At 32.1% G+C, this 25,172-nt stretch carries 26 protein-coding genes; 21 read left to right on the top strand and 5 right to left on the bottom strand.

Annotation, left to right across the window (positions count from 1 at the left end; translation table 11 throughout):
- Positions 1-7 precede the first annotated feature (7 nt).
- Positions 8-442: a hypothetical protein gene (locus JOC70_RS11030; protein WP_204598950.1), complete on the top strand. Its 435-nt coding sequence runs from the start codon at positions 8-10 to the stop codon at positions 440-442.
- Between the two features lie 30 nt (positions 443-472).
- On the opposite strand, the gene JOC70_RS11025 is transcribed toward JOC70_RS11030, so the two are convergent.
- The 3 genes from JOC70_RS11025 to JOC70_RS11015 all read right to left on the bottom strand — a co-directional run bounded on the left by JOC70_RS11025 (position 473) and on the right by JOC70_RS11015 (position 3,267).
- Positions 473-691 (bottom strand): hypothetical protein, encoded by a 219-nt coding sequence (locus JOC70_RS11025; RefSeq protein ID WP_204598949.1) that lies wholly within the window; start codon positions 689-691, stop codon positions 473-475.
- Positions 692-1,397: 706 nt separating this feature from the next.
- Positions 1,398-2,081, bottom strand: a complete 684-nt coding sequence (locus tag JOC70_RS11020) for a TraX family protein (protein WP_204598948.1) — start codon at positions 2,079-2,081, stop codon at positions 1,398-1,400.
- Positions 2,082-2,304: 223 nt separating this feature from the next.
- Entirely contained in the window at positions 2,305-3,267 is a 963-nt protein-coding gene (locus JOC70_RS11015; protein ID WP_204598947.1) for a DUF4349 domain-containing protein, read from the bottom strand.
- A gap of 163 nt (positions 3,268-3,430) precedes the next feature.
- Here JOC70_RS11015 and JOC70_RS11010 point away from each other — a divergent pair, with 163 nt between their 5' ends.
- From JOC70_RS11010 to JOC70_RS10995, 4 genes are all read left to right on the top strand, one after another.
- Positions 3,431-3,778 carry a hypothetical protein gene (locus tag JOC70_RS11010; protein ID WP_204598946.1) on the top strand — a complete coding sequence of 116 codons (348 nt, stop codon included), beginning with the start codon at positions 3,431-3,433 and terminating at the stop codon, positions 3,776-3,778.
- Between the two features lie 133 nt (positions 3,779-3,911).
- Positions 3,912-5,153: a 4Fe-4S binding protein gene (locus JOC70_RS11005; protein ID WP_204598945.1), complete on the top strand. Its 1,242-nt coding sequence runs from the start codon at positions 3,912-3,914 to the stop codon at positions 5,151-5,153.
- 21 nt (positions 5,154-5,174) lie between these two features.
- Positions 5,175-5,846: a response regulator transcription factor gene (locus JOC70_RS11000; protein WP_204598944.1), complete on the top strand. Its 672-nt coding sequence runs from the start codon at positions 5,175-5,177 to the stop codon at positions 5,844-5,846.
- Positions 5,843-7,189 (top strand): HAMP domain-containing sensor histidine kinase, encoded by a 1,347-nt coding sequence (locus JOC70_RS10995; RefSeq protein ID WP_204598943.1) that lies wholly within the window; start codon positions 5,843-5,845, stop codon positions 7,187-7,189. The genes JOC70_RS11000 and JOC70_RS10995 overlap by 4 nt, the downstream gene beginning before the upstream one ends.
- A gap of 59 nt (positions 7,190-7,248) precedes the next feature.
- Here the strand turns inward: JOC70_RS10995 and JOC70_RS10990 are convergent, their stop codons facing one another.
- Positions 7,249-8,232: an MBL fold metallo-hydrolase gene (locus JOC70_RS10990; protein ID WP_204598942.1), complete on the bottom strand. Its 984-nt coding sequence runs from the start codon at positions 8,230-8,232 to the stop codon at positions 7,249-7,251.
- Between the two features lie 300 nt (positions 8,233-8,532).
- Between JOC70_RS10990 and JOC70_RS10985 the strand changes: the two genes are divergently transcribed.
- The 13 genes from JOC70_RS10985 (at position 8,533) to JOC70_RS10925 (ending at position 21,618) form a co-directional block, all read left to right on the top strand.
- Positions 8,533-9,228 carry a FadR/GntR family transcriptional regulator gene (locus tag JOC70_RS10985; RefSeq protein WP_204598941.1) on the top strand — a complete coding sequence of 232 codons (696 nt, stop codon included), beginning with the start codon at positions 8,533-8,535 and terminating at the stop codon, positions 9,226-9,228.
- A 722-nt stretch (positions 9,229-9,950) separates the two neighbouring features.
- Complete coding sequence (gene larA, locus JOC70_RS10980) at positions 9,951-11,225, top strand: nickel-dependent lactate racemase (protein WP_204598940.1); 1,275 nt, start codon at positions 9,951-9,953, stop codon at positions 11,223-11,225.
- 87 nt (positions 11,226-11,312) lie between these two features.
- Complete coding sequence (locus JOC70_RS10975) at positions 11,313-12,098, top strand: electron transfer flavoprotein subunit beta/FixA family protein (protein WP_204598939.1); 786 nt, start codon at positions 11,313-11,315, stop codon at positions 12,096-12,098.
- A gap of 103 nt (positions 12,099-12,201) precedes the next feature.
- Positions 12,202-13,140, top strand: a complete 939-nt coding sequence (locus JOC70_RS10970; protein ID WP_204598938.1) for an electron transfer flavoprotein subunit alpha/FixB family protein — start codon at positions 12,202-12,204, stop codon at positions 13,138-13,140.
- 157 nt (positions 13,141-13,297) lie between these two features.
- On the top strand, positions 13,298-14,854 hold the full coding sequence (locus tag JOC70_RS10965; protein WP_204598937.1) for an L-lactate permease: 1,557 nt from the start codon (positions 13,298-13,300) through the stop codon (positions 14,852-14,854).
- Positions 14,855-14,897: 43 nt separating this feature from the next.
- The gene (locus tag JOC70_RS10960) at positions 14,898-16,331 is read left to right on the top strand and encodes an FAD-binding oxidoreductase (RefSeq protein WP_204598936.1); all 1,434 of its coding nucleotides are present in this window, start codon (positions 14,898-14,900) and stop codon (positions 16,329-16,331) included.
- Positions 16,332-16,385: 54 nt separating this feature from the next.
- Complete coding sequence (locus JOC70_RS10955; RefSeq protein ID WP_204598935.1) at positions 16,386-17,528, top strand: acyl-CoA dehydrogenase; 1,143 nt, start codon at positions 16,386-16,388, stop codon at positions 17,526-17,528.
- 246 nt (positions 17,529-17,774) lie between these two features.
- Complete coding sequence (locus tag JOC70_RS10950) at positions 17,775-18,413, top strand: DUF3793 family protein (RefSeq protein ID WP_207755292.1); 639 nt, start codon at positions 17,775-17,777, stop codon at positions 18,411-18,413.
- Positions 18,414-18,550: 137 nt separating this feature from the next.
- Positions 18,551-18,847 (top strand): DUF2325 domain-containing protein, encoded by a 297-nt coding sequence (locus tag JOC70_RS10945; protein WP_204598934.1) that lies wholly within the window; start codon positions 18,551-18,553, stop codon positions 18,845-18,847.
- Positions 18,844-18,960 (top strand): iron dependent repressor, metal binding and dimerization domain protein, encoded by a 117-nt coding sequence (locus tag JOC70_RS10940; RefSeq protein ID WP_204598933.1) that lies wholly within the window; start codon positions 18,844-18,846, stop codon positions 18,958-18,960. The genes JOC70_RS10945 and JOC70_RS10940 overlap by 4 nt, the downstream gene beginning before the upstream one ends.
- Positions 18,961-18,982: 22 nt before the next feature.
- Positions 18,983-19,267, top strand: a complete 285-nt coding sequence (locus tag JOC70_RS10935; RefSeq protein WP_341534885.1) for a FeoA family protein — start codon at positions 18,983-18,985, stop codon at positions 19,265-19,267.
- Between the two features lie 142 nt (positions 19,268-19,409).
- Positions 19,410-21,410 carry a ferrous iron transporter B gene (gene feoB / locus JOC70_RS10930; RefSeq protein WP_204598932.1) on the top strand — a complete coding sequence of 667 codons (2,001 nt, stop codon included), beginning with the start codon at positions 19,410-19,412 and terminating at the stop codon, positions 21,408-21,410.
- A gap of 55 nt (positions 21,411-21,465) precedes the next feature.
- Entirely contained in the window at positions 21,466-21,618 is a 153-nt protein-coding gene (locus tag JOC70_RS10925; RefSeq protein ID WP_204598931.1) for a FeoB-associated Cys-rich membrane protein, read from the top strand.
- 136 nt (positions 21,619-21,754) lie between these two features.
- Here the strand turns inward: JOC70_RS10925 and JOC70_RS10920 are convergent, their stop codons facing one another.
- Positions 21,755-22,642 carry a LysR family transcriptional regulator gene (locus JOC70_RS10920; protein ID WP_204598930.1) on the bottom strand — a complete coding sequence of 296 codons (888 nt, stop codon included), beginning with the start codon at positions 22,640-22,642 and terminating at the stop codon, positions 21,755-21,757.
- A 251-nt stretch (positions 22,643-22,893) separates the two neighbouring features.
- Between JOC70_RS10920 and JOC70_RS10915 the strand changes: the two genes are divergently transcribed.
- The 3 genes from JOC70_RS10915 to JOC70_RS10905 all read left to right on the top strand — a co-directional run bounded on the left by JOC70_RS10915 (position 22,894) and on the right by JOC70_RS10905 (position 25,170).
- On the top strand, positions 22,894-23,853 hold the full coding sequence (locus JOC70_RS10915; protein WP_204598929.1) for a pyridoxal-phosphate dependent enzyme: 960 nt from the start codon (positions 22,894-22,896) through the stop codon (positions 23,851-23,853).
- A 25-nt stretch (positions 23,854-23,878) separates the two neighbouring features.
- A complete protein-coding gene (locus tag JOC70_RS10910) occupies positions 23,879-24,634 on the top strand; it encodes an aspartate dehydrogenase domain-containing protein (protein ID WP_204598928.1) in 756 nt (251 codons plus the stop codon).
- Between the two features lie 278 nt (positions 24,635-24,912).
- Positions 24,913-25,170: a (2Fe-2S) ferredoxin domain-containing protein gene (locus JOC70_RS10905; protein WP_204598927.1), complete on the top strand. Its 258-nt coding sequence runs from the start codon at positions 24,913-24,915 to the stop codon at positions 25,168-25,170.
- The last annotated feature ends 2 nt before the right edge of the window (positions 25,171-25,172 follow it).

Raw genomic sequence — 25,172 nt, 5'->3', positions numbered from 1 at the left:
TATGAATATGGAAGAAAAGTTATGGGAAAAGCTTGAGGCTTTAGAAAAGAGTGATAAAACTTTAAAAGAAGTACTTCCACAGGGCTCTGAGAACATGATAAAGGTTTATATTTTCAATAATCGTGAAAATATAATAAGATTTTTAAAGGGTATAGTAAATAACCCTAATTTCAAGAAAAAGATATCAGAGGAAATAGTAAAGTTTACATCAAATATGAATCCAATGATGGCAAAGTTTATAAATGTGGATAGTATGCAAACTAAAGTTGTTGAAGGAATAAATGGGTATCTTCAAGATGAGAACAATGTATATAAGATAGTGGAACTTATAAATGAAGGAATAGATAAGTTTAAAGATAAAAGAGCAGCGGAAGTACTTATGTATATTCCTTATGAAGGGAAGAAAGAACTTGTAAGATGGGTATGTAAAATAGTAAAATAAATAAAAAATAAAGCCTTGAAAATCAAGGCTTTATTTTTGTTTTGGCAGTCTTATATTTTCCAGTAAATTTTCCTCATGGTCATATACTTCAATAATGTTCTTTTCTTCATAAAACTTAGCTACCTTAAAGCTTCTATGAAATGCGTCATCCATAGATTGATAAAACACAATATTATTTTCATCTTCTTTTTCTACATGACCTATTGAATAACCAAAAGCACTTATCATCATTTTATGTTCTTGTTTCATTTTAAAGCTCCCCCTTAAATGGCATGTTTATTTAAAATATAAATTTAATTGTAAATTCTATAGAATTTTTAATAGATAAATTATATTAACTTTTTTATGCTTTTTCAAGACATATTACAACAGATTAATATGAAATTAGAACAAATATTTTATTTTATAATAATAATTTTAGTATTAAATAATAAGAAAATGAAGAAAATCAAAGAAAATGGACAGGCAATAGGGGATAACAGGGTATAAAGGTAATTGACAAAATAGTCAGAAAATTATAAAATATAATCAGACACCAAACAAAAACTAAAACATAAAAATCTAAAGATAGGAGATGATTCCACCAAAACAATTAACTTTATTTAGACCTATTATAAAAAGTTTCAAAGAAATCTTTAAGAGTGATAGGTAGGTGATGGTGGTATTAAAGGCTCCAATTCCTTTAAATGATTCTCTTAAACCAGTAAATGAAAACTAAATTAGGAGTTTAATAAAAGATTTAAATTTTAATAGATATAAGGGTTCAGCACAAATAGATGGTTCTAGCTGAACAACCTAATCTAAAGCAGTATTATTTAAGGAAAATCTTAAGAAAGGAATGATAAAATTTCAAATAGCTATTGATGGGTGTGGTCAGGAATTGGAAGCTGAAAAATAACCGGTTTGTATATAGTAAGAGAGTATACAAATCGGCTATTTTTTTATGCAAAAATAATTAGAAAAATGTTATCTTCATAAAATATATAACTAATAAATGTACTGGATAAAAAGCATAAAAGGCATATTTGTATTTTTTGAACCCTTGTTTTTCATTATAGTATTTTATTATTATTAGAGAAAATAATGAAAACGCTTGAATTATTCCGCCTAACTCAAAAGAAGCCCCTCTAAGTATTACTGAAATGATATAAAGTGATATTAAAGCTATATTTAAAATTGCTTGAGATTTAATGAGTTTTTTGAAATCTTGGCTATAATAATAAAATAAAAATATAGTGGCAATACCATAAGCAAAATAATCAGTATTAAGTATTGTAGCAATAATGCTTGGAAGTATTATACTTAATTGTTTACCACGTTCATTTTGTTCCTTTTCATATTTTGAATAGAAATAAATTGCCATTAATCCAAGAAGTAAGGTGAAAAATATATTTAAACTTTGAGCTTTAAGTGCAAGATTAAATGGAACTTGAGATATAAGAGCAAAAATACCAAGTCTTTTCATATACCTTATAGGGTCGCTAGTATGTTTATAGCCTAAAGCAATCATCCAAGCAAATAGAGGGAAGGCTAGTCTACCAATTATCCTTAAAAATATATACTGTGGAAATAAAGCAGCTCCTATGTGGTCTATCAGCATGCACAAGCACGCAAGTAATTTAATTGTAAAATTAGACATAGTAATTCTCCTCACATGATTTATAGAAATTTATAAAATAAAAAATAGTTTATTGATTCTTAATAATTTCATAACTACTAGTTAATAATTATTATCTATAATTAATTACATAAATATAACTAACAAAATAGTTCTAGCTTAAAGAACCTCCCCCTTTTAATATACACAAAGGTGCTTAAAAAAGCACCTTATTTTTTATCAAAATAAGATGCTGTACAGGCAGCTATTTGTCATCTTTATTCTTTTTGAATGGATTTTTAATTAAGAATTTATTAGTACTTTTTTTGGAAAGGTATTTTATTATGAGAACTATAGGAATTATAATTATAAGATATGGTATAAAAGCAATTACTCCTATAATTGAACTCTTTAGTATTTGAATTACATTATTTATAGAATTTATAAATTTATATTTAATTTTTTCGCCTAAAGCACTTCCGGCATTTCCAAGAGAAAGTACATCAACTTCCTGTAAGTTTACATCCACGGTTGAATAATCTATAAGGTTATCAAGTCTCTTTAGTGTTCCGGTGAGATTTTCAATTTCATAGCGAACGGTTGCAAGTTCTTTTTCTATTTCAAGTACATCCTTTAAAGTCCCTGATTTTTTTAATAGTTCCAAAAGTCGTTCCTCTTGAAGTTTAAGTGATTTTAATCTAGCCTCTGTATCAAAATACTGAGAGGTTACATCTTCACCGCTTATGCTGGTGGTTACAACATTTCCTATAACAGAGGAGCCATCCATAAAGGAGTTAAAGTGCTTAGTTGGGATTCTTAAAGAAAAATTAGCATGTCGCATTTGAGAGTTATTTATAGTTTCTACTCTATTTCCAGATATAGTTAAATTTTCAATATATCCACCTAAAATCTTTACCTTTTCATTAAGAGCAGCTATAGATTTTTGAAATTCCTTTGTTTGAATTTCTAAATATCCTCTTTGTATTAATTTTCTTTGAGATAACTTAGATGCATCAATATTTTCTGGAGTGGTGGCAGCTTTAGACTCCTGTTTTATTTTTGAATTCTGACCGCTGGCTATATCAGCCTTAACATTCATTTGGCTATGATTCTGAGCTATTTGGGTTCCGGATGTGGATGCCTCTTTTTTTGATCCGCAGGCATTAAAGGAAAGCATGGAAAAAATTATAGTTAACAAAACTAAAAAGAAGGATATTTTCTTTTTCAATAATATTCACTCCCTATAATATTAGTTAAGAATAGGTTTATTTACTAATATATACGAGTAAACTAAAAATATAGTCCAGGGAAATTTTAATGCTGAATTAGAAGTATGGAATTCGCATCTTAGGAAGGTGTTCAGTTCACTAAAATATTGGGGGTGTTTAAAGTTGGCTGCTTATTCAAATAGAAGACGGGACCATATTCATTTTATAAAGCAATACAATATGGAAACTTGTGAGTATACTGGTACTCGTATAGTTATATTTATAAAACCTAAGTATAAATCTATACATGATATAGGTGATTTCCAAAAGCATCCTTATAAAAGTCCTAAATCTAAAAATCATAATAAATCTTTATGGAAAGTAATCCATTGTGATATAGGAGAATTAATAAAAAAGGAAATGATAAATGTCAGTGAAGATAATAAGTATATTATGAGACACGTATTATATGAAAACCCTAAAGGAAATATAAAAGAGTATATAAGAGATTTAATAAGTGAAGAAACTTAATTAGCTATGGGAATTTATTTCACACTATTTTCACATGATTTTCCCACCACTATGATGTATATTGATTTTCAACAAAGTAGGATAATAATCTTAAATTTAAAATATACATTTGAAAGGGATGAACAAGATAAATATGAAAAAGAAAATGGTGGGAAAAATGCGATATGTTGTGCAAGCTTTTGCTATTGTCCTTACAGCTATTGGCGTTTTCAGAGGATATCCCGTAGCTAAAGCACTTTTGTTAGGCGTTACTTTTATTATGGGTCCTGTCTTTTGCGGCTGGATCTGCCCTTTTGGTACATTACAAGACTTCTTTGGAATGCTAGGAGATAAACTAGGAATAAAAAAATGTACAGTTTCTGAAAGTCTAAATAAAGTTTTAGTATGCTCACGATATGTGTTGTTGATTATTACTATATTTATTAGTGCTGATTTTATTTTTAACTTATTAAGTATAGATCCTCGCAGTAACCTGTCAGTGGTTCTTACAGGAAATAGTTTGACGGTAATAGGATGGATTGTCATTGGAATATTTATTGGAATATCCTTGTTTTTTAAGAGACCATTTTGTAATTATCTATGTATTGAAGGTGCAAAATATGGTGTTTTTAGCATGTTGAGGCCTGTGGCTATAATTAGGGATAAAAATTTATGTATTAATTGTAATAAATGCAACAAAGTATGTCCTATGAACATAAATGTATCTTCGTATGGACAAGTAAGATCTTTGCAGTGTGTTAACTGCATGGAATGTGTTACAGAATGTCCTGTTAGTAACGCATTAACTGTAAGTATAATACCGGTTAAGGGCAAAAAGAGGAAAATAGTCCTTCCCTTAATTATTGCTAGTGCCTTGTCAGTATTTGCATTTATTGTATATAATAATATTAATTATGACAGTTTAAACATAGGTGTATTATCTAGTAATTTAAGTGATAGATCAACGGTTATTACTGGAGAGAGTACAGTGGAATATGGGGATGCTGTTGGCATAGCTGACGGAATTTATACAGGAACTGGGAAAGGGTTTAGGGGAGAGATGACTACCGAAGTCACTGTACAAAGTGAACAAATTACCAAGATTGAAGTTACTGAAACAGTAGATGATGCCAAATGGTTTGATAGGGCATATAGTACTGTAGCTTCTGAGATTATTTCTTCCCAGACGGCAGATGTGGATTCAGTATCTGGAGCGACTTACTCTTCAATGGGAATAAAAGAAGCTGTTGCCAATGCTTTAATAAATGCAGGTGGAAAGAATGTAGAAGCTATTGTCAATGACTTGCCAGAAGGTGGCCGTTCCCGTGGCGAAAGGCCTGAAGGTGGTCGTTATCATGATAAAAGACCTGACGGAGACCAGTTTAATAGATACTAATATTATTAAGGACGTGAAGGTATGAAAAGGATTTATTTAGTGGAAGATGAAAAGTCACTGAGTCAATTGCTAAGTGCATATTTAATAGAAGCTGGTTATTCAGTGGTTGTTTTCGACAATGGTTTAAAAGCTAAATCTAGAATCAATGAGGAACCAGATCTTTGGATATTAGATATAATGCTTCCAGGTATGGACGGTTACAGTTTAATAAAGGAAATAAAAAGATCTACACCAGATGTACCCGTTATTTTTACATCTGCTAGAAATGCAGAACTTGACAGGGTAGTTGGTCTGGAAATGGGCAGTGATGATTATCTACCTAAACCTTTTCTACCGAGAGAATTAGTTATTCGCGTCAATAGAATTTTAGAACGAAAAAATTCAGCAGTTGCTGAAAATAACTGCTATATTTTAGGACCATATATCTTTGAGCCTTCAAAACGTTCAATTTCTGTAGAAGATGGAATGGTTACACTATCTAACAAAGAATACGATCTTCTTGAGTTTCTTATTAAGTATATTAATCAAGCTGTTAGTCGTAATGATATGATTGATGCAGTTTGGGGGATGGATTATTTCGGTTCAGATAGAGTAGTTGATGATACTATTCGAAGGCTGCGAAAGAAGATGCCTAAACTTTCAATTGAACCAATTTATGGATACGGATATATGTTGAAAGGAGAAGATTTATGATTACATCAAAGAGAAAAATTCATTCTATGAATTCACGAATTTGGCGTATGGTCATAGGAATTCTTCTTCTTTTCCTCACTTCAATTACTATCATAAATTCTGTTATTCTTAAGAAATCAAAGGAAGATTTTCTTTTTAATCAATTGAAAGAAGCCGCACAAGATAAAAAGAGATTTCAAAGAAGTGATAAAGAAATCACCTATATAAATCATTTTTTAATTACAAAATCCAGAGATGATTATGGTATTTTAGCAGATCCTAAGACAGCGAGTCGTTATATGGATAAGGGCAATCGAAGTCATATATTAGAAGCCATTAGTAAAAAAGTCATTGAAGAAAAGATAAACGGATCTTATAGCCTTGGTAAGATTACTTTGGGGAACCAACGGCACTATTATTATGCAGAGTATGGTGATGATTCAGAGGGTATCATGGTATTCATTGCTTCAACTGAAGTTGAGCCGTTAATATCTTTATCATTTATCATTGCTTTTATGATTACTTTAATCATAAGTTTTATAGTGACAAAAATTATATCTAATAAGATTGTAAAACCGATTTATGATTTAGAAACTTTTGCTGACGATATTGCAAATCATAAATGGGATGTAACTCCTCCTATCTCGGACACAGCTGAAATACAGGAATTATCAGATTCCTTAGATCATATGAGAGAAGTACTGAAAACAAGAGATGATAGGGAACGAGAGTTTCTTCAATCAAGTTCGCATAGTTTGAAAACACCTGTTATGGTGATTAAAGGGTATTCACAAGCGATGATTGATGGTCTTTTAGTAGACTCACCTGAATCTCCTGCTGAGGTTATACGAAGAGAAGCTGAGAATCTTGAACGCCGTGTCAGTCAATTGCTTAAACTTTATACATATGCTCATGCATTAGAAAATGAAGGTAAACAAGATTCTATTCGTATTGACCGACTACTGAATAGCCTTATTCGTAGATTTCAAATAATTAAACCTAATCTCCGATGGGATGTGAATATAACCCCTGTGGAGGTTGCGGGAAATTCAGAAGCTCTATTAACAGCATTTGAAAATATTATAGAAAACCAGATTCGTTATGCAAAATCTGTTATAAGTATTAGCATAAAAAAGGAGACTATGTATTCTATATCATCAATTGTCATTAAGATTGCAAACGATGGACCACATTTTAATCAAGAAGATCCTATGTGCCTTTTCCATAGATATAAAAAAGATGAATCCGGCCAGTGGGGACTGGGACTTGCAATTGTAAAGCAAATCATAGAAGCCCATAATGGCAATGTAATTGCAGATAATACTGAGGAAGGTGTGGAATTTGTAGTGACGTTACAGGAGTAACCCAGCAGTTTTAAGGAACTGCCGGGTTATTTAAATTTCAAGTTAAATCCCCTTAATTTTTATTCTTTTATTGAGTAGTAAAGAACACCATCTTCTTCTTCCATAGTTACTTCTCCTAAAGCTCTAAGATGTTCCAAATGGGCATGGGCCTCTCCAGCTGCAAACCATTTTTGTGACTTTGGAAAGTCATCCCAGTTTTTACTCTTAATATCCCAATGTAGTTGCTTAGTTACTGTTCTCACGGTAGATCTTCCAGATTTTCTTAAGGCTTCTCTTGCTTCGTCTAGTCTTCTAGCATGATGGGCATAAAGCTCTTCGATTCGTCTGCGGTGATCGTCTACTAAAAAACGGTGGGAAGAAAACAAATAATCAATATCCATATTACAAACATGATCTAAACTTTTTAAATAAGTTCCTAGTATATCGCCATATTGGAAACCCCAAAACGTAATATTTGGAGTTATTTTTCCTAGTATATGATCCCCACAAAATAGTATCTTGTGTTCTTTTTCATAAAGACCTACTATACCTGGTGTATGACCTTTTAAATCTATAATTTCAAAATTATATTCTCCAATTTGAATATATTCACCTGGAATTGCAGAAATGAAATTTATATAAGAAGTTGGGCGAAATTTAAATCCCGGATGATCTTCGATATCTAGCGTGTCTTCTTGTAATCCTTGCCAAACTCCCTGTTGAATTGTATCCTGCCACATTGAGTCTGATTTTTCTACACTATTATTTAATAAATCACCATCCATCTTACTTGCATATATAGTTAAACCCATTTCTTCTAAATAAGTAGCTAACCCTGTATGATCTGAATGTAGGTGAGTCAGAAAAAGAATAGTGTTTTCTGGTTTCAAATTTAATTCTTTAAAAATTTTCATTATATCTTCTTTTGTATCCTCACGGTTAAAGCCTGTATCAATAATCATAGATTTTTCTTGACCTTTAATAATATAAAAATTTAAGTGTTTTAAGGGATTATTTGGCAATGGGAGTTCTTCCAAATAAATATTTTTGTATACTTCTCTCATAGGCTAGATCACCCCTCCTGAAATTCCATATTTTAGCAATATGATAGTATATTATTTATACAAAGTCAACTATTTCATCTACTGATAAAACAGGAAAAAGAAGATTTAGGAAGGGTTTTTCGAAGGATTGGTACAAAATATGTATATTGTTATAATTTTTGGAATTATCTGGCTAACATTCCGGAAGGCTCTAAGAAAAGATGATAAGACTTGCAGAACCAAATAATTATTGCCCTCTTGAATTCTATAATGTATCATTATGATTGTGAGTTAAATACAATACTTAAGGAGTTTGATTGAATGTCTTCATCAATAAAAAATACAAAAGTTTATGAGCAAGTAATAGATCAAATTAAAGATATGATAATAAATGGTACTCTTAAAGCTGGAGATAAATTACTTTCAGAAAGAGAGCTTGCAGAGCAACTGCAGGTAAGTAGAACATCTATTAGAGAAGCTTTGAAAGCACTTCAAATTATAGGATTAGTTCAATGTAAACAGGGTGGGGGAAATTATATCAGTGAAGACCTTGAAAATGGTTTATTTGAACCTCTATCAATAATGTTCATGCTTAAAGATAGTAATCCTGAGGAAATTATTGAGGTAAGAAGAGTTATAGAGGTGCAGACTGCAGCTATAGCTGCACAAAAGATAACGGATAAGGAACTTGAAGACCTTGAAATACTTATAAAAGCCTTTAAAAATTCAAAAGATGAAAATGATAACGTAAAAATTGATAAAAGGTTCCATTATGAAATAGCTAAGGCCTCCAAGAATTTTATAATAGTAAATATATTAAATGCAATATCCTCATTAATAGATTCCTTTATTAAGGATGCTAGAAAAAAGATAATAGTAGATGAAGGAAATATGGAAGTTCTTGCAGACCAGCATGAGGATATTTATATAGCACTAAAAAATCGTAATCCTAAAAAGGCGTCTGAGGCTATGAAAAAACATTTAGAATTTGCCAATAAATATATTATGATGAAGTGATTTAGTTAAAATACTAGTTAGTTTAAAAGAATAAACTAACTAGTATTTTTGTTTCTAGATATAAATATATTAATAAACATTAGATGAAACTTCATATGAAATAGAACATAATATACAAAATATTGTTAATTAAATAACAATATTATAGAGTTGAGGTTAATAAAGATAAAAATTTTAATTTTTTTATTTTTATGGAAATTATTGAAAAGGTTACAACATAGAGGTTTATTAATAATTCGTATTTTTCGAAATATTGTTAATTGAATAACTATACTAGGAATAATAGTAAAAAAGTGGTATGATTTAATTAATGCAGATTGGTCTTACCAGTTTGCCTAACAGAGAGATAGAATGAATAATTATAAGCTATTTTCACTGCCTTAATATCAGTAATTTGGCAGATCTTTTCTATATACGTGTTAAAGATGTCTGGACATAAGACAACGCCAATTATCTTTGTGATAACGTTTTTATTGCATGGAAATGCTAGTTTCAGATGTCTTTAAGTCAAGTCCTGAGTGTGTACCAAATACATTAAGGACTATAGTTCTTGTTATAATGGCAACAGTATTTACCTATAATTTATCCCTACATACAAAGAATATAAATGTAATTAAAGCATGATGACTGGTATTACCAAAGATAAAAGAATATTGGTTCTTATTCTAGCTTGGAGATTCGGCGGATTTCTTAAAAAATTATATGTTATGGAGGAAATTTAAATGGGAAAAATTAAAATACCATATCATAAACAAATGCTTGAAATTGAAATAGAAGATAAAAATTTACTTGGAATATTAGAGTCAAAAGCAGAAAATTATAAAACAAAAGAAACTCAAGAAGAACTTGTTGAAATGGCTTTAGACAACCCTATAGGGAGTGAAAAATTAGAAGATTTAGTTAAAGATAAAAAGAATATGATTATTATAAGCAGTGATCATACTAGACCAGTGCCAAGCAAAGTTACGATGCCAATATTACTTAGAAGAATAAGAAAAGCAAATCCTGATATAGACATAACTATACTTATTGCTACAGGATTTCATAGAGCAACTACTCACGAAGAACTTGTAAACAAGTTTGGAGAAGAAATAGTAAAAAATGAAAAGATCATAGTTCACGATGCTTTTGATGACAGTGCTATGGTTAAGCTTGGAATTCTTCCATCAGGTGGAGAACTTATAATAAATAAGCTAGCTTGCGAAACAGAATTATTAATTGCAGAAGGATTTATAGAAGCTCACTTCTTTGCTGGCTTCTCTGGGGGAAGAAAGAGTATACTTCCAGGTATTGCATCAGCAACAACAGTTATGGCCAATCACTGCAGCGAGTTCATAGGAAGTTCTAGTGCAAGAACTGGAATACTTGAAGGTAATCCTATACACAGAGACATGCTTTATGCATCTGAAAAAGCAAATCTTGCTTTTATATTAAATGTTGTTATAGATAGTGAAAAAAAAGTACTAAAAGCATTTGCAGGGCATAGGGAAAAAGCTCATGAAAAAGGCTGTGAATTTGTAACAGAACTTTCAAAGGTTGATAAAATTCCGGCAGATATAGCAATTTCAACAAATGGTGGATATCCACTTGACCAAAATATTTATCAGTCAGTTAAAGGAATGACAGCAGCAGAGGCAACTTGTAAGGAAGGCGGAGTTATCATCATGGTTTCAGCTTGCAATGATGGACATGGTGGACAATCTTTTTATGATAATTTAGCACAGGCTAAATCTCCAAGAGAACTTTTAGATAGAGTAGCTAAGGTTCCAAGAAACGAAACTGTTCCAGATCAGTGGGAATTCCAAATACTTGCTAGAATGTTAGATAAATATACAGTAATAATGGTTACTGATATGTGCGATCCAGATATGATAAAAAGTATGCACATGCAGCATGCATCTACATTTGAAGAAGCTCTTAAGAAAGCTTATGAAATTAAAGGAAAGGATGCTAAAGTAGTGGTAATTCCTGATGGAGTATCAGTTATAGTTAGATAAATATAGTTAACGATAAAAATAAAATTTTTTAAAATAGTTCTATCAAAAAAAGTTTAATAATGCAAAAGTGTAAAGGAGAGGTAAGGTATGAATATTCTGATATGTGTAAAACAAGTTCCAGATGATTCTGTTGAAATCCGTTTGGATAATAAGACAGAAAAGCCAAATTTAAATGGAGTTAGTTTGGTAGCAAATGCATTTGATACCTATGCATTAGAGTTAGCAGTTCGCTTTATGGAAGCTCATAGAGGAAATGTTAGTGTATTAACTGTTGGAGCAGAGGATTCTTTAAATACATTAAAAAATTGTCTTTCTGTAGGAGCTAAAGAAGCATTCTTTGTAAAAGATGATTTATATAAAGACTTAGATGCCCTTGGAACAGCTGAAGTTCTAGCGGATGCTATTCATAAAATTCAAAAAGATAAAGATAAAGAGTTTGATTTAATTCTTTGTGGAAAGGAATCTACAGATGAAATTACTGGCCAAGTAGGGCCAATGCTTGCTGAGAAATTGGGAACAGGCTTTGTCAGCAGTGCAATTGAAGTTAATTTAAAAGATAATGGCGTGGAAGTTCATCAGGAAACTGATGAAGGATATAATGTAGTTTCTATACAATCTCCTGCTGTAGTAACAGTAAGTAAACCAGATTATGATCCGCGTTATCCTACTATTAAAACTAAGATGGCAAGCCGTAAGGCAGTAATTCCAACTTATTCAGCATCAGAAATTGGAGAGGTAAAACAAGGAAAAGTACGCTTAATTGAATATGCTGCACCTCCTAAAAAAGAGGCTGGTATCAAGATTCAAGAGAAAGATGCTGTTTTGGCAGTAAGTGCTGCTATAGAGCAAATGAAAAAAGATAAGGCAATTTAAGCAGAGAGCCCAAATCTGTGATTCGGTGACAGTCGCTTACTCAGCGAGTACTCCTCAGACAAGAGGAAGAGGAGTTTCATTATTAAAGGAGGGAAACGAAATTATGAAAACGTTATTGTATATTGAAACAGATGGAGAAAAAGTATTAGGCGGAAGTCTTGAATTGATTAGTGCAGTACAAGCATTAGATTCAGAAGGAGTAGCTCTTGTAGTAGGTAATAGAACTGCAGCAGATACAGTAGCTGATTTAGGGATTCCAGTTATTTTTGCAGATAATGCTACAGACTATGATAGTTTAACAGAAGTATTATCACAAGTTGTTAAGGAAGAAAATCCAGATACTGTTTTACTTGCAAATACAGCACTATCTAAAGATATTGCACCACGTATTGCAGGACGTATGTCCTTAGGGTGTGTAAGTGACGTAATAGGAATGAATAAAACTGATGATAAGGTTATATATACTAGACCAGCTTATGGTGGTACAGTTTTAGAACATATTGAAGTAGAAGGTACAGCTGTAGTGACAGTTAGAAATGGAAGTTTTTCAAAGCCAGAAGCTAGTTCAAATGCAGGTGTTACAGAGAAAAAAATAGAAATTCCAGAGAGCAGCATTAAGGCGAAAATTATAGACACAGTAAAAGAAATTTCTGAATCTGTTAATTTAGAGGAAGCACAAGTTATTGTTTCTGGTGGACGTGGAATGGGAAATGCAGAAAACTTCAAACTTGTTAAAGAATTAGCATCTATACTTGATGGTGTAGTAGGTGCAACAAGACCAGTAATTGAAGAAGGATGGGTTTCTCGTGCACACCAAGTTGGACAATCAGGAAAGATTGTAGCACCAAAACTTTATATTGCATGTGGTATTTCTGGAGCAACACAACATACATCTGGAATGACAGGCTCTAATTATATTATAGCAATTAATAAAGATGAAGACGCTCCAATTTTTGAAATAGCTGATGTAGCTATTGTTGGAAATGTAACTGAAGTTCTTCCGGTTATGATTGAAGAAATGAAGAAAGTAAAAGAAAAATAAATCAATAGAAGCGGCATAGGACAAAAGAGCATTGAAAACAACATATGTAAAAAGTGACATTTAAGTGACAACCCAAAAATTATATAGACAGAATATGGTGCTAGAGTCAATTAATAAAAAGGCATTACTATATAAAAATTGAATGAGGGGATAAAAAATGTTGTTTTTAAATTTTTTAATAGCCATAATACCAATTGTTTGGCTGATAGTTGCATTAAGTAAATTGAAAATGCCAGGTTATAAAGCTTGCCTTATTACACTTGCCATTACAGTAGTTTTAGCTGTTGGCTTTTGGAAATTCAATGCAGTTTATGCTGCATCAGCTATATTGGAGGGAACACTAAACGCCTTGTGGCCAATTTGTTTAGTTATTGTTGCAGCTTTGTTTGCGTATAATTTGACTTTACGTACAGGTGCAATGGAATCTATAAAACAAATGTTGGCTGGAGTCTCTACTGACAAAAGAGTTTTAGTATTAATTATTGGATGGGGATTTGGAAATTTTATGGAAGGAATGGCTGGGTTTGGTACAGCCGTTGCTATTCCAGCATCAATGCTTGCTGGTATTGGATTAAATCCAATTTCAGCAGTTCTAGCATGTTTGGTTGCTAATAGTACACCAACTGCATTTGGATCAGTAGGAATACCTTTGGTAACGCTTTCAGCAATAACCGGAATTGAATCCGGTACATTAGCAGCAAATACAGCAATAATTCAAGCAATTCTCTGTTTTATCAGCCCATTTATTATGGTATACATTGTAGGTGGTGGAATAAAGGCATTAAAGGGAGCATTTCTTATTACATTAATTTCTGCAATATCATTTGTACTACCTTGGTACATTACAGCAACAGTAGTTGGAGCAGAACTTCCAAATATAGTAGGTTCTATTTGTTGTATGGTATGTACAGTTATTGCAGCAAAAGTCCTTAATAAAAATCCTCAAGTTGAAGCAGAGTGTTGTGCTGCGGCAATTGAAGTTAATGGTAAAAAGGAAGAAACAGCTTTATCACTTGGCAAGGGGTTACAGGCATGGTGTTCGTTTATTCTAATATTCATAATGCTACTTGCTACATCAACTCTATGTCCACCAATTAACCATTTTATTGCAAAATACAAAACTGTTATGGTTGTATATGCTGGACAGGGTGGAAATAAATTAAGCTTTAGTTGGATCAATACACCAGGTGTTATTATTTTTGTTGCTGCAATTATTGGAGGCTTTGTTCAAGGTGCAAAAATATCAACCATGTTAGAAGTATTGAGGGATACATTAAAGGGAAACTGGAAAACAATAGTTACAATTTGTGCGGTTATGTCAGTAGCAAAGATAATGGGCTATAGCGGAATGATTTCAGATATGGCAAGTTTTCTAGTTGTAGCTACTGGAGGAGCATATCCATTGATTTCCCCATTAATTGGATCCATTGGAGGATTTGTTACAGGCTCAGGTACATCAACAAGTGTTTTATTTGGAGGCTTACAAGTAGAAACAGCAAAAAATCTTGGACTTCCTGCGGCATGGATGGCATCAGCCAATGCTCTTGGAGGGGGTATTGGAAAGATGATTTGTCCTCAAAGTATTGCAATTGGTGCAAGTGCAATTAATAAGTCAGGTTCAGAAAGTAAAATACTCGGAAGTATGTTTAAATACTATATATTTTACGTAGTTGTTGGTGGCATCATATGTTTTTTAGGAACATTATTTTTATAAGAATATTATAGGGTAAGAATAAAATTGGAAAGGAATGATTATTATGGTTAAGTATAACGAGTTGACAGAAGAAATAATCTCAAAATTACAGGAGGCAGCTCCAGGACATATTTTAACAGGTGATGATATCAATGAAGATTATTCTCATGATGAAATGCCTATTTACGGAAAAATGGCTCCACAAGTTGTATTAATGGCCAACTCTACAGAGGAAGTTGCTGCAGTAGTAAAAATATGTAATGAAAATAAGATACCAGTAACCCCAAGAGGAGCAGGAACAGGACTTGCAGGAGGAGCAGTTCCACTACTCGGAGGAGTTTTAATTGATCTTACAAAGATGAATAAAATAATCTCTTATGATTTGGAAAATTTTGTAGTTCATGTTCAATCTGGTGTTTTGTTAAATGATCTTGCAGAGGATTGTTTAAAACAAGGATTATTATACGCCCCAGATCCAGGTGAAAAGTTTGCATGCCTCGGGGGAAATGTTTCAACAAATGCAGGAGGAATGAGGGCTGTTAAATATGGGGCAACACGTGATTATGTACGTGCAATGACAGTTGTTCTTCCAACAGGAGAAATTACTAAGTTTGGAGCTACAGTATCAAAAACAAGTTCAGGTTATAGTCTTTTAAATTTAATGATCGGTTCTGAAGGTACTCTTGGAATTATTACAGAACTTACTTTGAAGGTTATGCCAGCACCAAAGGTAGTTACTAGTTTAATTATTCCTTTTGAAAATTTACATGATTGTGTTTCTACTGTTCCTAAATTTAAAATGGAACAAATGAATCCACAAGCAATTGAATTTATGGAAAGAGAGATTGTTCTTTCTAGTGAAAGATATGTTGGAAAGAGTGTATTTCCACAAGTAATTGATGGAGTAACTGCAAATGCTTATTTACTTGTTACTTTAGATGCAGACAACGAAGATGAATTAAATAATCTTATTGAGCAGGCTAGTGAAATAGTATTAGAGGCAGGAGCAATAGATGTTCTTGTAGCTGATACACCTGCAAAGATAAAAGATGCATGGGCAGCTCGTTCTAGCTTCTTAGAAGCAATTATGGCAGAAACAAAATTATTAGATGAATGTGATGTTGTAGTTCCAGTAAATAAAATTGCTTCTTATGTTGAATTTGTAAATAAAACTGGTGACGAATGTGGACTTACTATTAAGAGTTTTGGACATGCAGGAGATGGAAACCTTCACATATATCAATGCAGTAATGATTTAGAAGAAGAGGAGTTTAAGTCAAGAGTTCATAAATTCTTCAAGATTATTTACGAAGAGGCAACAAAATATGGTGGCCTTGTTTCAGGTGAACATGGAATTGGCAGTGGAAAGATGAGCTATTTAGCAGATAGTGTTGGAGAAGTAAATATGGAATTAATGAAAGGTATTAAAAAAGTCTTTGACCCGAACTGTATTATGAATCCAGGTAAAGTATGCTGTCCATTGGATGTTAACAATTAATAAAATACAATTGAAATTTATATACACATATAAAAAGAAAGGTAGGAAATTAATATGAATTTTAAACTAGATGAAAATCATGAACAATTACAAGAAATGTATCGCGAATTTGCTGAAAATGAGGTAAAACCACTTGCAAAGGAAATTGATGAAAACATGCGTTTTCCAGAAGAAACTATACCCAAAATGGCTGAGATGGGCTTGCTTGGAATTCCATTTCCTGAAGAATACGGCGGAGCTGGAATGGATACATTAAGTTATATACAATGTGTGGAAGAATTATCTAAGTGTTGTGCAACAACTGGGGTTATTGTTTCAGCACATACAAGTCTTTGTGCAACACCAATTTACACATATGGTACAGAAGAACAAAAGGAGAAATATTTAAAGCCACTTGCTTCTGGTGAAAAATTAGGTGCATTTGGATTAACAGAACCTTCTGCTGGAACTGATGCTTCTATGCAAAAGACAACAGCAGTACTAGAAGGAGACCACTATGTATTAAATGGTAGCAAGATCTTTATTACTAATGCAGGATATGCAGACACATATATTATTTTAGCTATGACAGACAAGAGTAAGGGAACAAAGGGTATTTCAGCATTTATCGTTGAAAAGGACTATCCAGGATTCTCTGTCGGAAGTCATGAAATAAAGATGGGAATCAGAGGATCTTCTACATGTGAATTATTCTTTGATAATTGCATAGTTCCAAAGGAAAATCTTTTAGGAGAAGAAGGCAAAGGATTTAAAATTGCAATGGCAACTCTTGATGGAGGTCGTATTGGTATTGCTGCACAAGCTCTTGGTATTGCAGAAGGTGCAATAGAAGAAACTATAAAATATGTTAATGAACGTGTTCAATTTGGACGTTCTATTGGAAAATTTCAAAATACACAATTTGAACTTGCTCAAATGCGTGCAAATACAGAAGCCGCAAAGCTTTTAGTATATCAAGCGGCATGTGCAAAGGATGATCATGAAAATTATACACATTTAGCTGCTATGGCAAAGTTAGTTGCCTCTAGAAATGCCAGCGATGTAACAAGACGTTGTTTACAGTTATTTGGTGGCTATGGATTCTCAAGTGATTATCCAATTGAAAGAATGATGCGTGATGCAAAAATAACAGAAATTTATGAAGGAACATCAGAAGTTCAAATGATGGTTATTTCAGGATGGATGGGCGTTAAATAATTAAAAGGTTCATGGCAATATATGCATACTATATTGCCATGAACCTTTTTTTATGATTTTCATGGATTGGGTTTAAGGTTAAGCTAAATTAGCGAATAATCTTATTAAATTTCTTGATTTATAAAAAGAATGGATAAAAACACTTGTAAATTTAAAAAAAACGGCTATAATAAATATAAGATGAAAATGATAATCGTTATCAACTGATGTGGGATATAATAAAGATTTTTACAAGGAGACATTAACATGGAGAAAATTATAAGTAAGAATGAATTAAATAGCTATATAAGCATTGTAAATAAATACAGCAATATAGAGTACTTGTTATCAAAAATACTCTTTAGTGCTGCCCCAACACTAGCAGGAGAAAAAGTATCATCTTTGATTACTTTCAGTAATGATAATCGTAATATATATAACCTTTGGCAGAAAAATAAGGAACAAATAAAAGATATGCTAAATGTTAAGTTTTTTGAATTGAAAAAGAGTGAGGACCACATTGTTGTGTTATTTTACAATGAAGAGAAATTAGAAAATGCTATAAGAGAAAAAAGAAACATTGAGTTTTTAAATAGATTTGGATATAGCAAAGAAATGAACTTGAAAGAATGTTTGGTTATTTTAAGCAAGCGATTTGAAAATATATGTCCTCATGAAATAGGAATTTTTTTAGGATATCCTGTAGATGATGTAATTGTTTTTACTGATTGTCCAAATGAAAAGTGTAAAATGATTGGGTATTGGAAAGTTTATCATGATATTGAGGTAGCAAAGAAGATTTTTACAAAATATGATCAAATAAAATATAGTATTATTAAAATGATTATAGATGGAGTTAAGCCAAGGAAAGTATTAGATAATATTAGCTTTAATCCTGTGTGCTAAAATTAAATAAATTTAAAATGATATTATATCTAATCAATCTAAAGGTATAAAGATAGGTTTACATATTCGTTGATAATGATAATTAATATCAATGAATATGCAAATTTTATATTAATTAAAGAGGAGACAGGGATTGTATGAGTATTTTGGTTGTAGGAGGAGACAAATTAGGAAGCATTACGCATAAGTTATCTGAAAATGGATTTTCAGATATACAACATATAAGTGGAAGAAAATATGGAGATAGAAAATTAAAAATAAGCTGTAAAACAGACTTAGTATTGGTTTTAATTGATTTTGTAGATCATGCAATGATGAATATTATAAAAAAAGAGTCTAAGAAATATGGAATAAAAATAACATTTTCAAAACGTTCATGGATTCATATGGAAAGTAATATCAAGAATAGTATTAAAGAGATATCAGTGAGTTGACAGCAGGGGAAGTAGATGAAAATGCATGTAGAATGGAGCATATAATAACTGATGGTATGCTAAAAGCTATTAAAGCCTATCTACATAAAAACAATATAAATATTGATAGGTAATACAAACTTTGGAGGTATATGTATGGAAAATATTATAGGTAACAAATCTATGTCTAGAACTTTAAACAAAACAGAAAGATTGGGTGGTCCAGTGATGAATCTAGCACAGGGAAGGATTAATACAGAATATACTATAAAAAATATTGATACTAATGATGAAGAAATTAAAGACTTTTTATTTACATTAGGCTGTTACGAAGGAGAATCAATAACTCTTATATCTATACTTGCAGACAATTATGTTATTACAGTAAAGGATGCAAGATATAGTATTGATAAAGATTTGGCTGAAGCTATTATTATATAGCCTTTTATTTGGCCGAAAGTTAACCTTGGTTAACTTTTACATATGATTGAATTTATTGTAGGAGTTTTTTGCTCGCAAAAAGTTAGCTGAGGCTAACAAATATAAAATGAGGAGGTAAATATACATGAATATGGAGGGAAACATGAAAGTAGCACTAACGGGAAATCCTAATAGTGGAAAAACAACACTATTTAATGCAATAACAGGAGGAATTGAACATGTAGGTAACTGGGCAGGTGTAACCGTTGAGAAAAAAGAAGGGGATATTAAGAAAAATCTTAATAAGACAAATGTCCAAATTACAGCTGTAGATCTTCCAGGGGCATATTCAATGTCTCCGTTCACATCTGAGGAAAGTATTACAAGTAGTTTTGTTAGAAATGAAAATCCAGATGTTATTATTAATATCGTTGATGCAACTAACTTAAGTAGAAGCTTATTTTTCACAACTCAACTTCTTGAATTAGGGATACCAGTTGTTGTTGCCTTAAATAAAAGTGATTTGAATAAGAAGAAAAAGACAACTATAGATGTGGATATGTTATCTAAAGCATTAGGTTGCCCTGTTGTTGAAACGGTATCAACAAAAGGAAGCAACAATGGTTTAGAAAAGCTTATAGCTACAGTAGTAGGGGTAAAGGGTAAGGTTCAAACTACACCATTTGATGGTAAAGGTATAAATATGGCGGATAGAAGCTCAGTTGAAGCTTCTGATAAAAAACGATATGAGTTTGTTAAAGGAATTGTTTCAAAGGTGGAGGCTAAGCAAACAAGTAGTAATAGTCAAACCAAACAGGATGCTGCCGATAGAATTTTAGCACATAAATGGTTGGGGATTCCTATTTTTGCAGTGATTATGTGGGCGGTTTTTTCAATATCACAAACCCATGTAGGACCATTTTTAGCAGATGCTTTAGTTGGCTGGATTGATTTATTCTATGTTTGGGCAGAAGGGGCACTTGGCGAAGGTGTATCACCTGTACTTTCTTCAATTTTATTAGATGGCATTATTGGTGGAGTTGGAGCCGTTGTTGGTTTCTTACCTCTTATCATGGTATTATTTTTCTTATTAGCATTACTTGAAGATTGTGGTTATATGGCTCGTGTTGCTGTTGTTATGGATCGTTTCTTCAAGAAAGTGGGTTTATCAGGGAAGTCAATTATACCTATGATTATTGGTACAGGATGCGGTATTCCAGGTGTTATGGCAACAAGAACAATTAAAAATGAAAGACAAAGAAGAACAACTGCAATGTTAACAACATTTATGCCATGTGGAGCCAAGCTACCTGTTATCGCATTATTTGCCGGTGTGTTCTTTAATGATGCAGCATGGGTAGGAACTACTATGTACTTCACAGGTATTGCAATCATCATTGTGGGAGCCCTAATAGTAGTAAGAATAACCGGTGAGAAACATGCAAGATCATTCTTTATTATGGAATTACCGGAATATAAATTCCCAAGTATTAAAAGAGCTGCTTTAGAGATGTTTTCAAGAGGTAAAGCTTATATTGTTAAGGCTAGTACAATCATACTTCTTTCTAATGTAGTAGTACAAATCATGCAAACATTCGACTGGCAATTCCAAGTTGTTGCTGAAGGTGCAGAAAATACAAGTATTTTAGCAAGTATCGCATCACCATTTGCTGTTTTATTAATACCTTTAGGTTTTGGTGCGTGGCAATTGGCAGCTGCGGCAATCAGTGGCTTTATCGCCAAGGAGAATGTGGTTGGTACATTAGCAGTTGTATACGGAATAACAAACTTTATTGATGCTGAAGAATTTGCTCTAATAGGTGATGGAGCAAGTGTTGCAAGTGTTATGGGATTAAGCTCTGTAGTAGCGTTAGCCTACTTAATGTTTAACTTGTTCACACCACCATGTTTTGCTGCCATTGGCGCCATGAATTCTGAGTTGGAGAGTAAAAAGTGGTTATGGGGTGCTATTGGGTTCCAATTTGGTATGGGTTACGTTGTGGCATTTATTACTTATCAAGTAGGTATGGTGATCACAACAGGTTCAGTGGGTACTGGATTCATACCAGGCTTAATTGTTGTAACCGCATTAATTAGTTGTGTTGTATATCTTGTGAGAAAAGGCGATAAAAGAGCTGAACAAAAGCTAGCTTTAAGTGCTTAGGATGCGTAACAATTGATACTTGTTACGTGTAAAGAAAGGAATACAGGAGGGAATTATGGCAAATATAATTGTAATTCTAGTTATATTAGCAATAGTATGTGCTTCAATCTCAAAGATTGTTAGTGAAAAGAAAAAAGGAGTCAAATGTATTGGCTGTCCACATAGTGGAACAAGTAAAAGTAATTGTGGTTGTAACACTCACAAGTAGCATAACAATTGAACACAATAAATGAAAAATCCGAGTTTACTCGGATTTTTTACGCACATAGGTATTTGGATTGGAAATATGCTTAATCCCATCCATCTAACCCCAAAAGGTCCACCAGGATTTACATCTTTATTTATTATTTATTATTTATTTGTTCTTTTATATAAACTTGTAAACTCCGGTTAAATTTTTGTATTGTTAAATCCCTATCAGAACGTGGCTTTTTATGTATTATAGAATAACAACAACGCTCTGGAGGTGGCTCTGATAAGCGTGATAAATAACAACCGTCTGGAAGTAATGCGCATGCCACAGACTCTGGTAGAATTGTCCAATCTTCCTCTTCATTTAGAAACTCTACTGTAAGCTGTGCTAAATTTACTCGTAACTTTGCAAATCCAGGCTTCCACCAATAATCATGCCAATGATTATAATCTTGGCCGAAAAATTGAAATATTTCATTATTTGATTTCAATTCAGAAGGATGCACTATTTCAGAAAAAGAATTTTTGCTTCCTTTTCTCATTACGACAAAATCTTCTTTAAATACTAAATTAGAATTTAATTCTGGATAAGGTGCTTTTCCATTAGTTAATCCTATATCTACTTCTCTATTAACTACCATCTCATAAGTAGGTATGGAGTCAAGTAGAATGATTTCTAACTTCAAATTAGGATTTTTTCGTGATAATTGCCTAAAAAAATCTCTTAATATATAGGAAGCTAAACTATCAGGAACGGCTATAGATAAATGTTCAATTAAATTATTTTCTTCTAGTGAATTTACTTCAATAGAAAGAGCTAACATTTGTTCAGCTATTGTTAAAAAGCGTTCACCAGATGGTGTCAATTGAACAGTATCATGTCCTTTTCCTCGGAAAAGTAATTTGACGTTTAATTCTTTTTCCAACATAGAAAGTCTTCTACTAACTGTAGATTGAGTTAAAAACAAAGCACGTGCGGCTGTACTAATATTACGATAATTGTTTATTTCCAAAAATATTTTAATATCTTTAATATCCATAGTAATAACTCCGTTTTTGCTGTTTTATTCAATTTAAATGCAACTATTATAATATGCATTTATTGCATATTATAATGTAAAAATCGTCATTTTACAAATATTTATTGTAATGATAGTATTTAACTATAGCTTATCCGATGTCTACCCACCCTAAGACTCCCATCCTTTTAAGGTAGGAGTAAGGGCGGCGGCGACCCTGGATAACGGTTTCTAAGTTATATAAAATATTTTAATTTTAGGAGGTTAAAATCGTGGTTACAATCGAATCAATTTATGAGGCTCAAAAACGTATTGCTCGATATATTAATAAGACGCCTCTTCTTCGTTTGAATAATTTAGATGAATATTTAGGGTGTCAAGTATATGCTAAAATGGAATCGTTTCAAAAGACCAATTCTTTTAAAGTCAGAGGTGCCCTTAATGCTTCAATGACCTTGTCAGAAGAAGCATTGAAAAAAGGAATTATAACAGCTTCATCAGGAAATCATGGAAAAGCTATAGCGTATGCGGCTAAACAATTAGGTACTAAGGCTTATGTTGTAGTTCCAGAAACTGCACCTAAAATCAAAGTTGAGGGAATTCAATCCTATGGAGCGGAAGTTATTTTTAGTGTTCCTTCAGAAAGATTTAATGTAGCTAAAAAATTAAGTGAAGAAAATAATTTGAGCTTTATTTCACCATTTGATAATAATGAGGTCATTGCGGGACAAGGTACTGCAGGTTTAGAAATATTGGAACAACTGCCAGATGTAGATTGTATAATTTCTCCAATTGGTGGAGGTGGATTAATTGGTGGATTATCTACAGCAGTTAAAGAAACTAATTCGCAAGTAAAAATCATTGGAGCTGAACCTACATTAGTTGCTCGGTATACTAACAGTTTCGTAGTAGGCCATCCAACTGCTTTGCCTCCAGAATCAAAGTCAGTAGCTGATGGATTACAAACATTAAAACCTGGTGAACTTAATTATCCCATTGTAGACAAATATGTTGATAAAATTGTTACAGTAGATGAAGAAAATATTCTTAAAGCAACTAAGTTATTTTTAACTAAGGGGAAATTATTAGCTGAAATTTCTTCATGTATCACCTTAGGTGCCATCTTACAAGGAGCTGTTAAATTTAATTCAAATGACAAAGTAGTTTTGTTTATTTCAGGTGGTAATATTGGAATGGATCAATTTAGTAAATTTGAAGGTATGAGCATATAAACAATAAAAAGGAGATGGATGAACTATGAAAAAAGTAGGATTTATTGGTTACGGAACTATTGGTAAGCAAATAGTAAAACAAGTGCAGGAGGAAGGAAATTACAGTATAGAATTTGTTGTTATAGGTGATGATAAAGAAAAAGATGGACAAGAATTGCCTTATGTGAAAGAAATTACTTCAGATTTATTTGAAAAAGTAGATTTGGTAGTAGAAGTTGCTCATGCAGATATTATTGAAAAATATGGAGAGGAAATTTTAAGCAGTGCTGATTTACTTGCATTTTCAACTACAGCATTTTCAAACGAAGAGTTATATCAAAGGATTTTAGAAAGTTCTAAAAAATACAGAACAAAAGTTTATATCCCTCATGGTGCAATCTTGGGATTAGATGGATTGTTTGATGGAAGAATGGTTATAGATAGTGTTACTATTACTACTACTAAAAGTCCTAAAAGCCTTGGAAGACAGGATGCAGAAAGAACTGTTGTTTATGAAGGTTCCACAAAAGAAATATGTAAATTATATCCACGAAATGTTAACGTACATGCTGCAATTGCTATGGCAGGACTTGGGTTTGATAAGACAAAATCAGTTTTGATTTCAGATCCATCAGTATCCACTAATGCTCATGTTATTTTGATTAAAGGACAAGGAATTGAATTTGAATTAAAAATAACAAGTATATCTCTAGGTGGTGTAACTGGCGCATATACTCCTATTTCAGCTTTTGGTAGTTTACAAAGAGCTGCAAGTAATCAGAAAGATTTTATATTCGTATAGATACTATATGCAGATAATATCAGTATTCTTGATGCCATATTTAGGAAGATTTAATGATAAATAATTAATTTAAAATCGCAGGCTGCAGGTGAATTATGTTCATTTGCAGCCTTTTTATATCCTATGATGGGACCAGATAAGAAAAAACTATATACATTTATTAAACAAACTTTTTAAATTAAATCTTCTTTTTTTATTCCCTTGGTAGAAAGTAGTAGAAAAATATGCTTTAATATTAAATATAAATGATAAAATACGAATGAATTTGGAGGGATATTATGAATGTGAAAGTTTGTGTAGGTTCAAACTGTACGCTGCTTGGAGCGATGGGTATTTTAGATCAAATTGAAGACTTAAAGGACATTATTAATGAAGATTTAGATAACTATAATGTTGAAGAATTGGAAGTTGAAGTAGTCAAGTGTTTAGGATTTTGCAAAGGAACTAATAAAAAAATATCACCCGTAGTAGTTATAGATGATGAGCCAATATTTAATGCTACCAGTCAGATTGTAATGGAAAAAAATTATCAATAAGG

Origin of the sequence: Clostridium pascui (assembly GCF_016908015.1) — a bacterium.
In the GTDB taxonomy this organism is placed as follows: domain Bacteria; phylum Bacillota; class Clostridia; order Clostridiales; family Clostridiaceae; genus Clostridium_AK; species Clostridium_AK pascui.
This window is presented reverse-complemented; position numbering and strand designations above follow the sequence as displayed.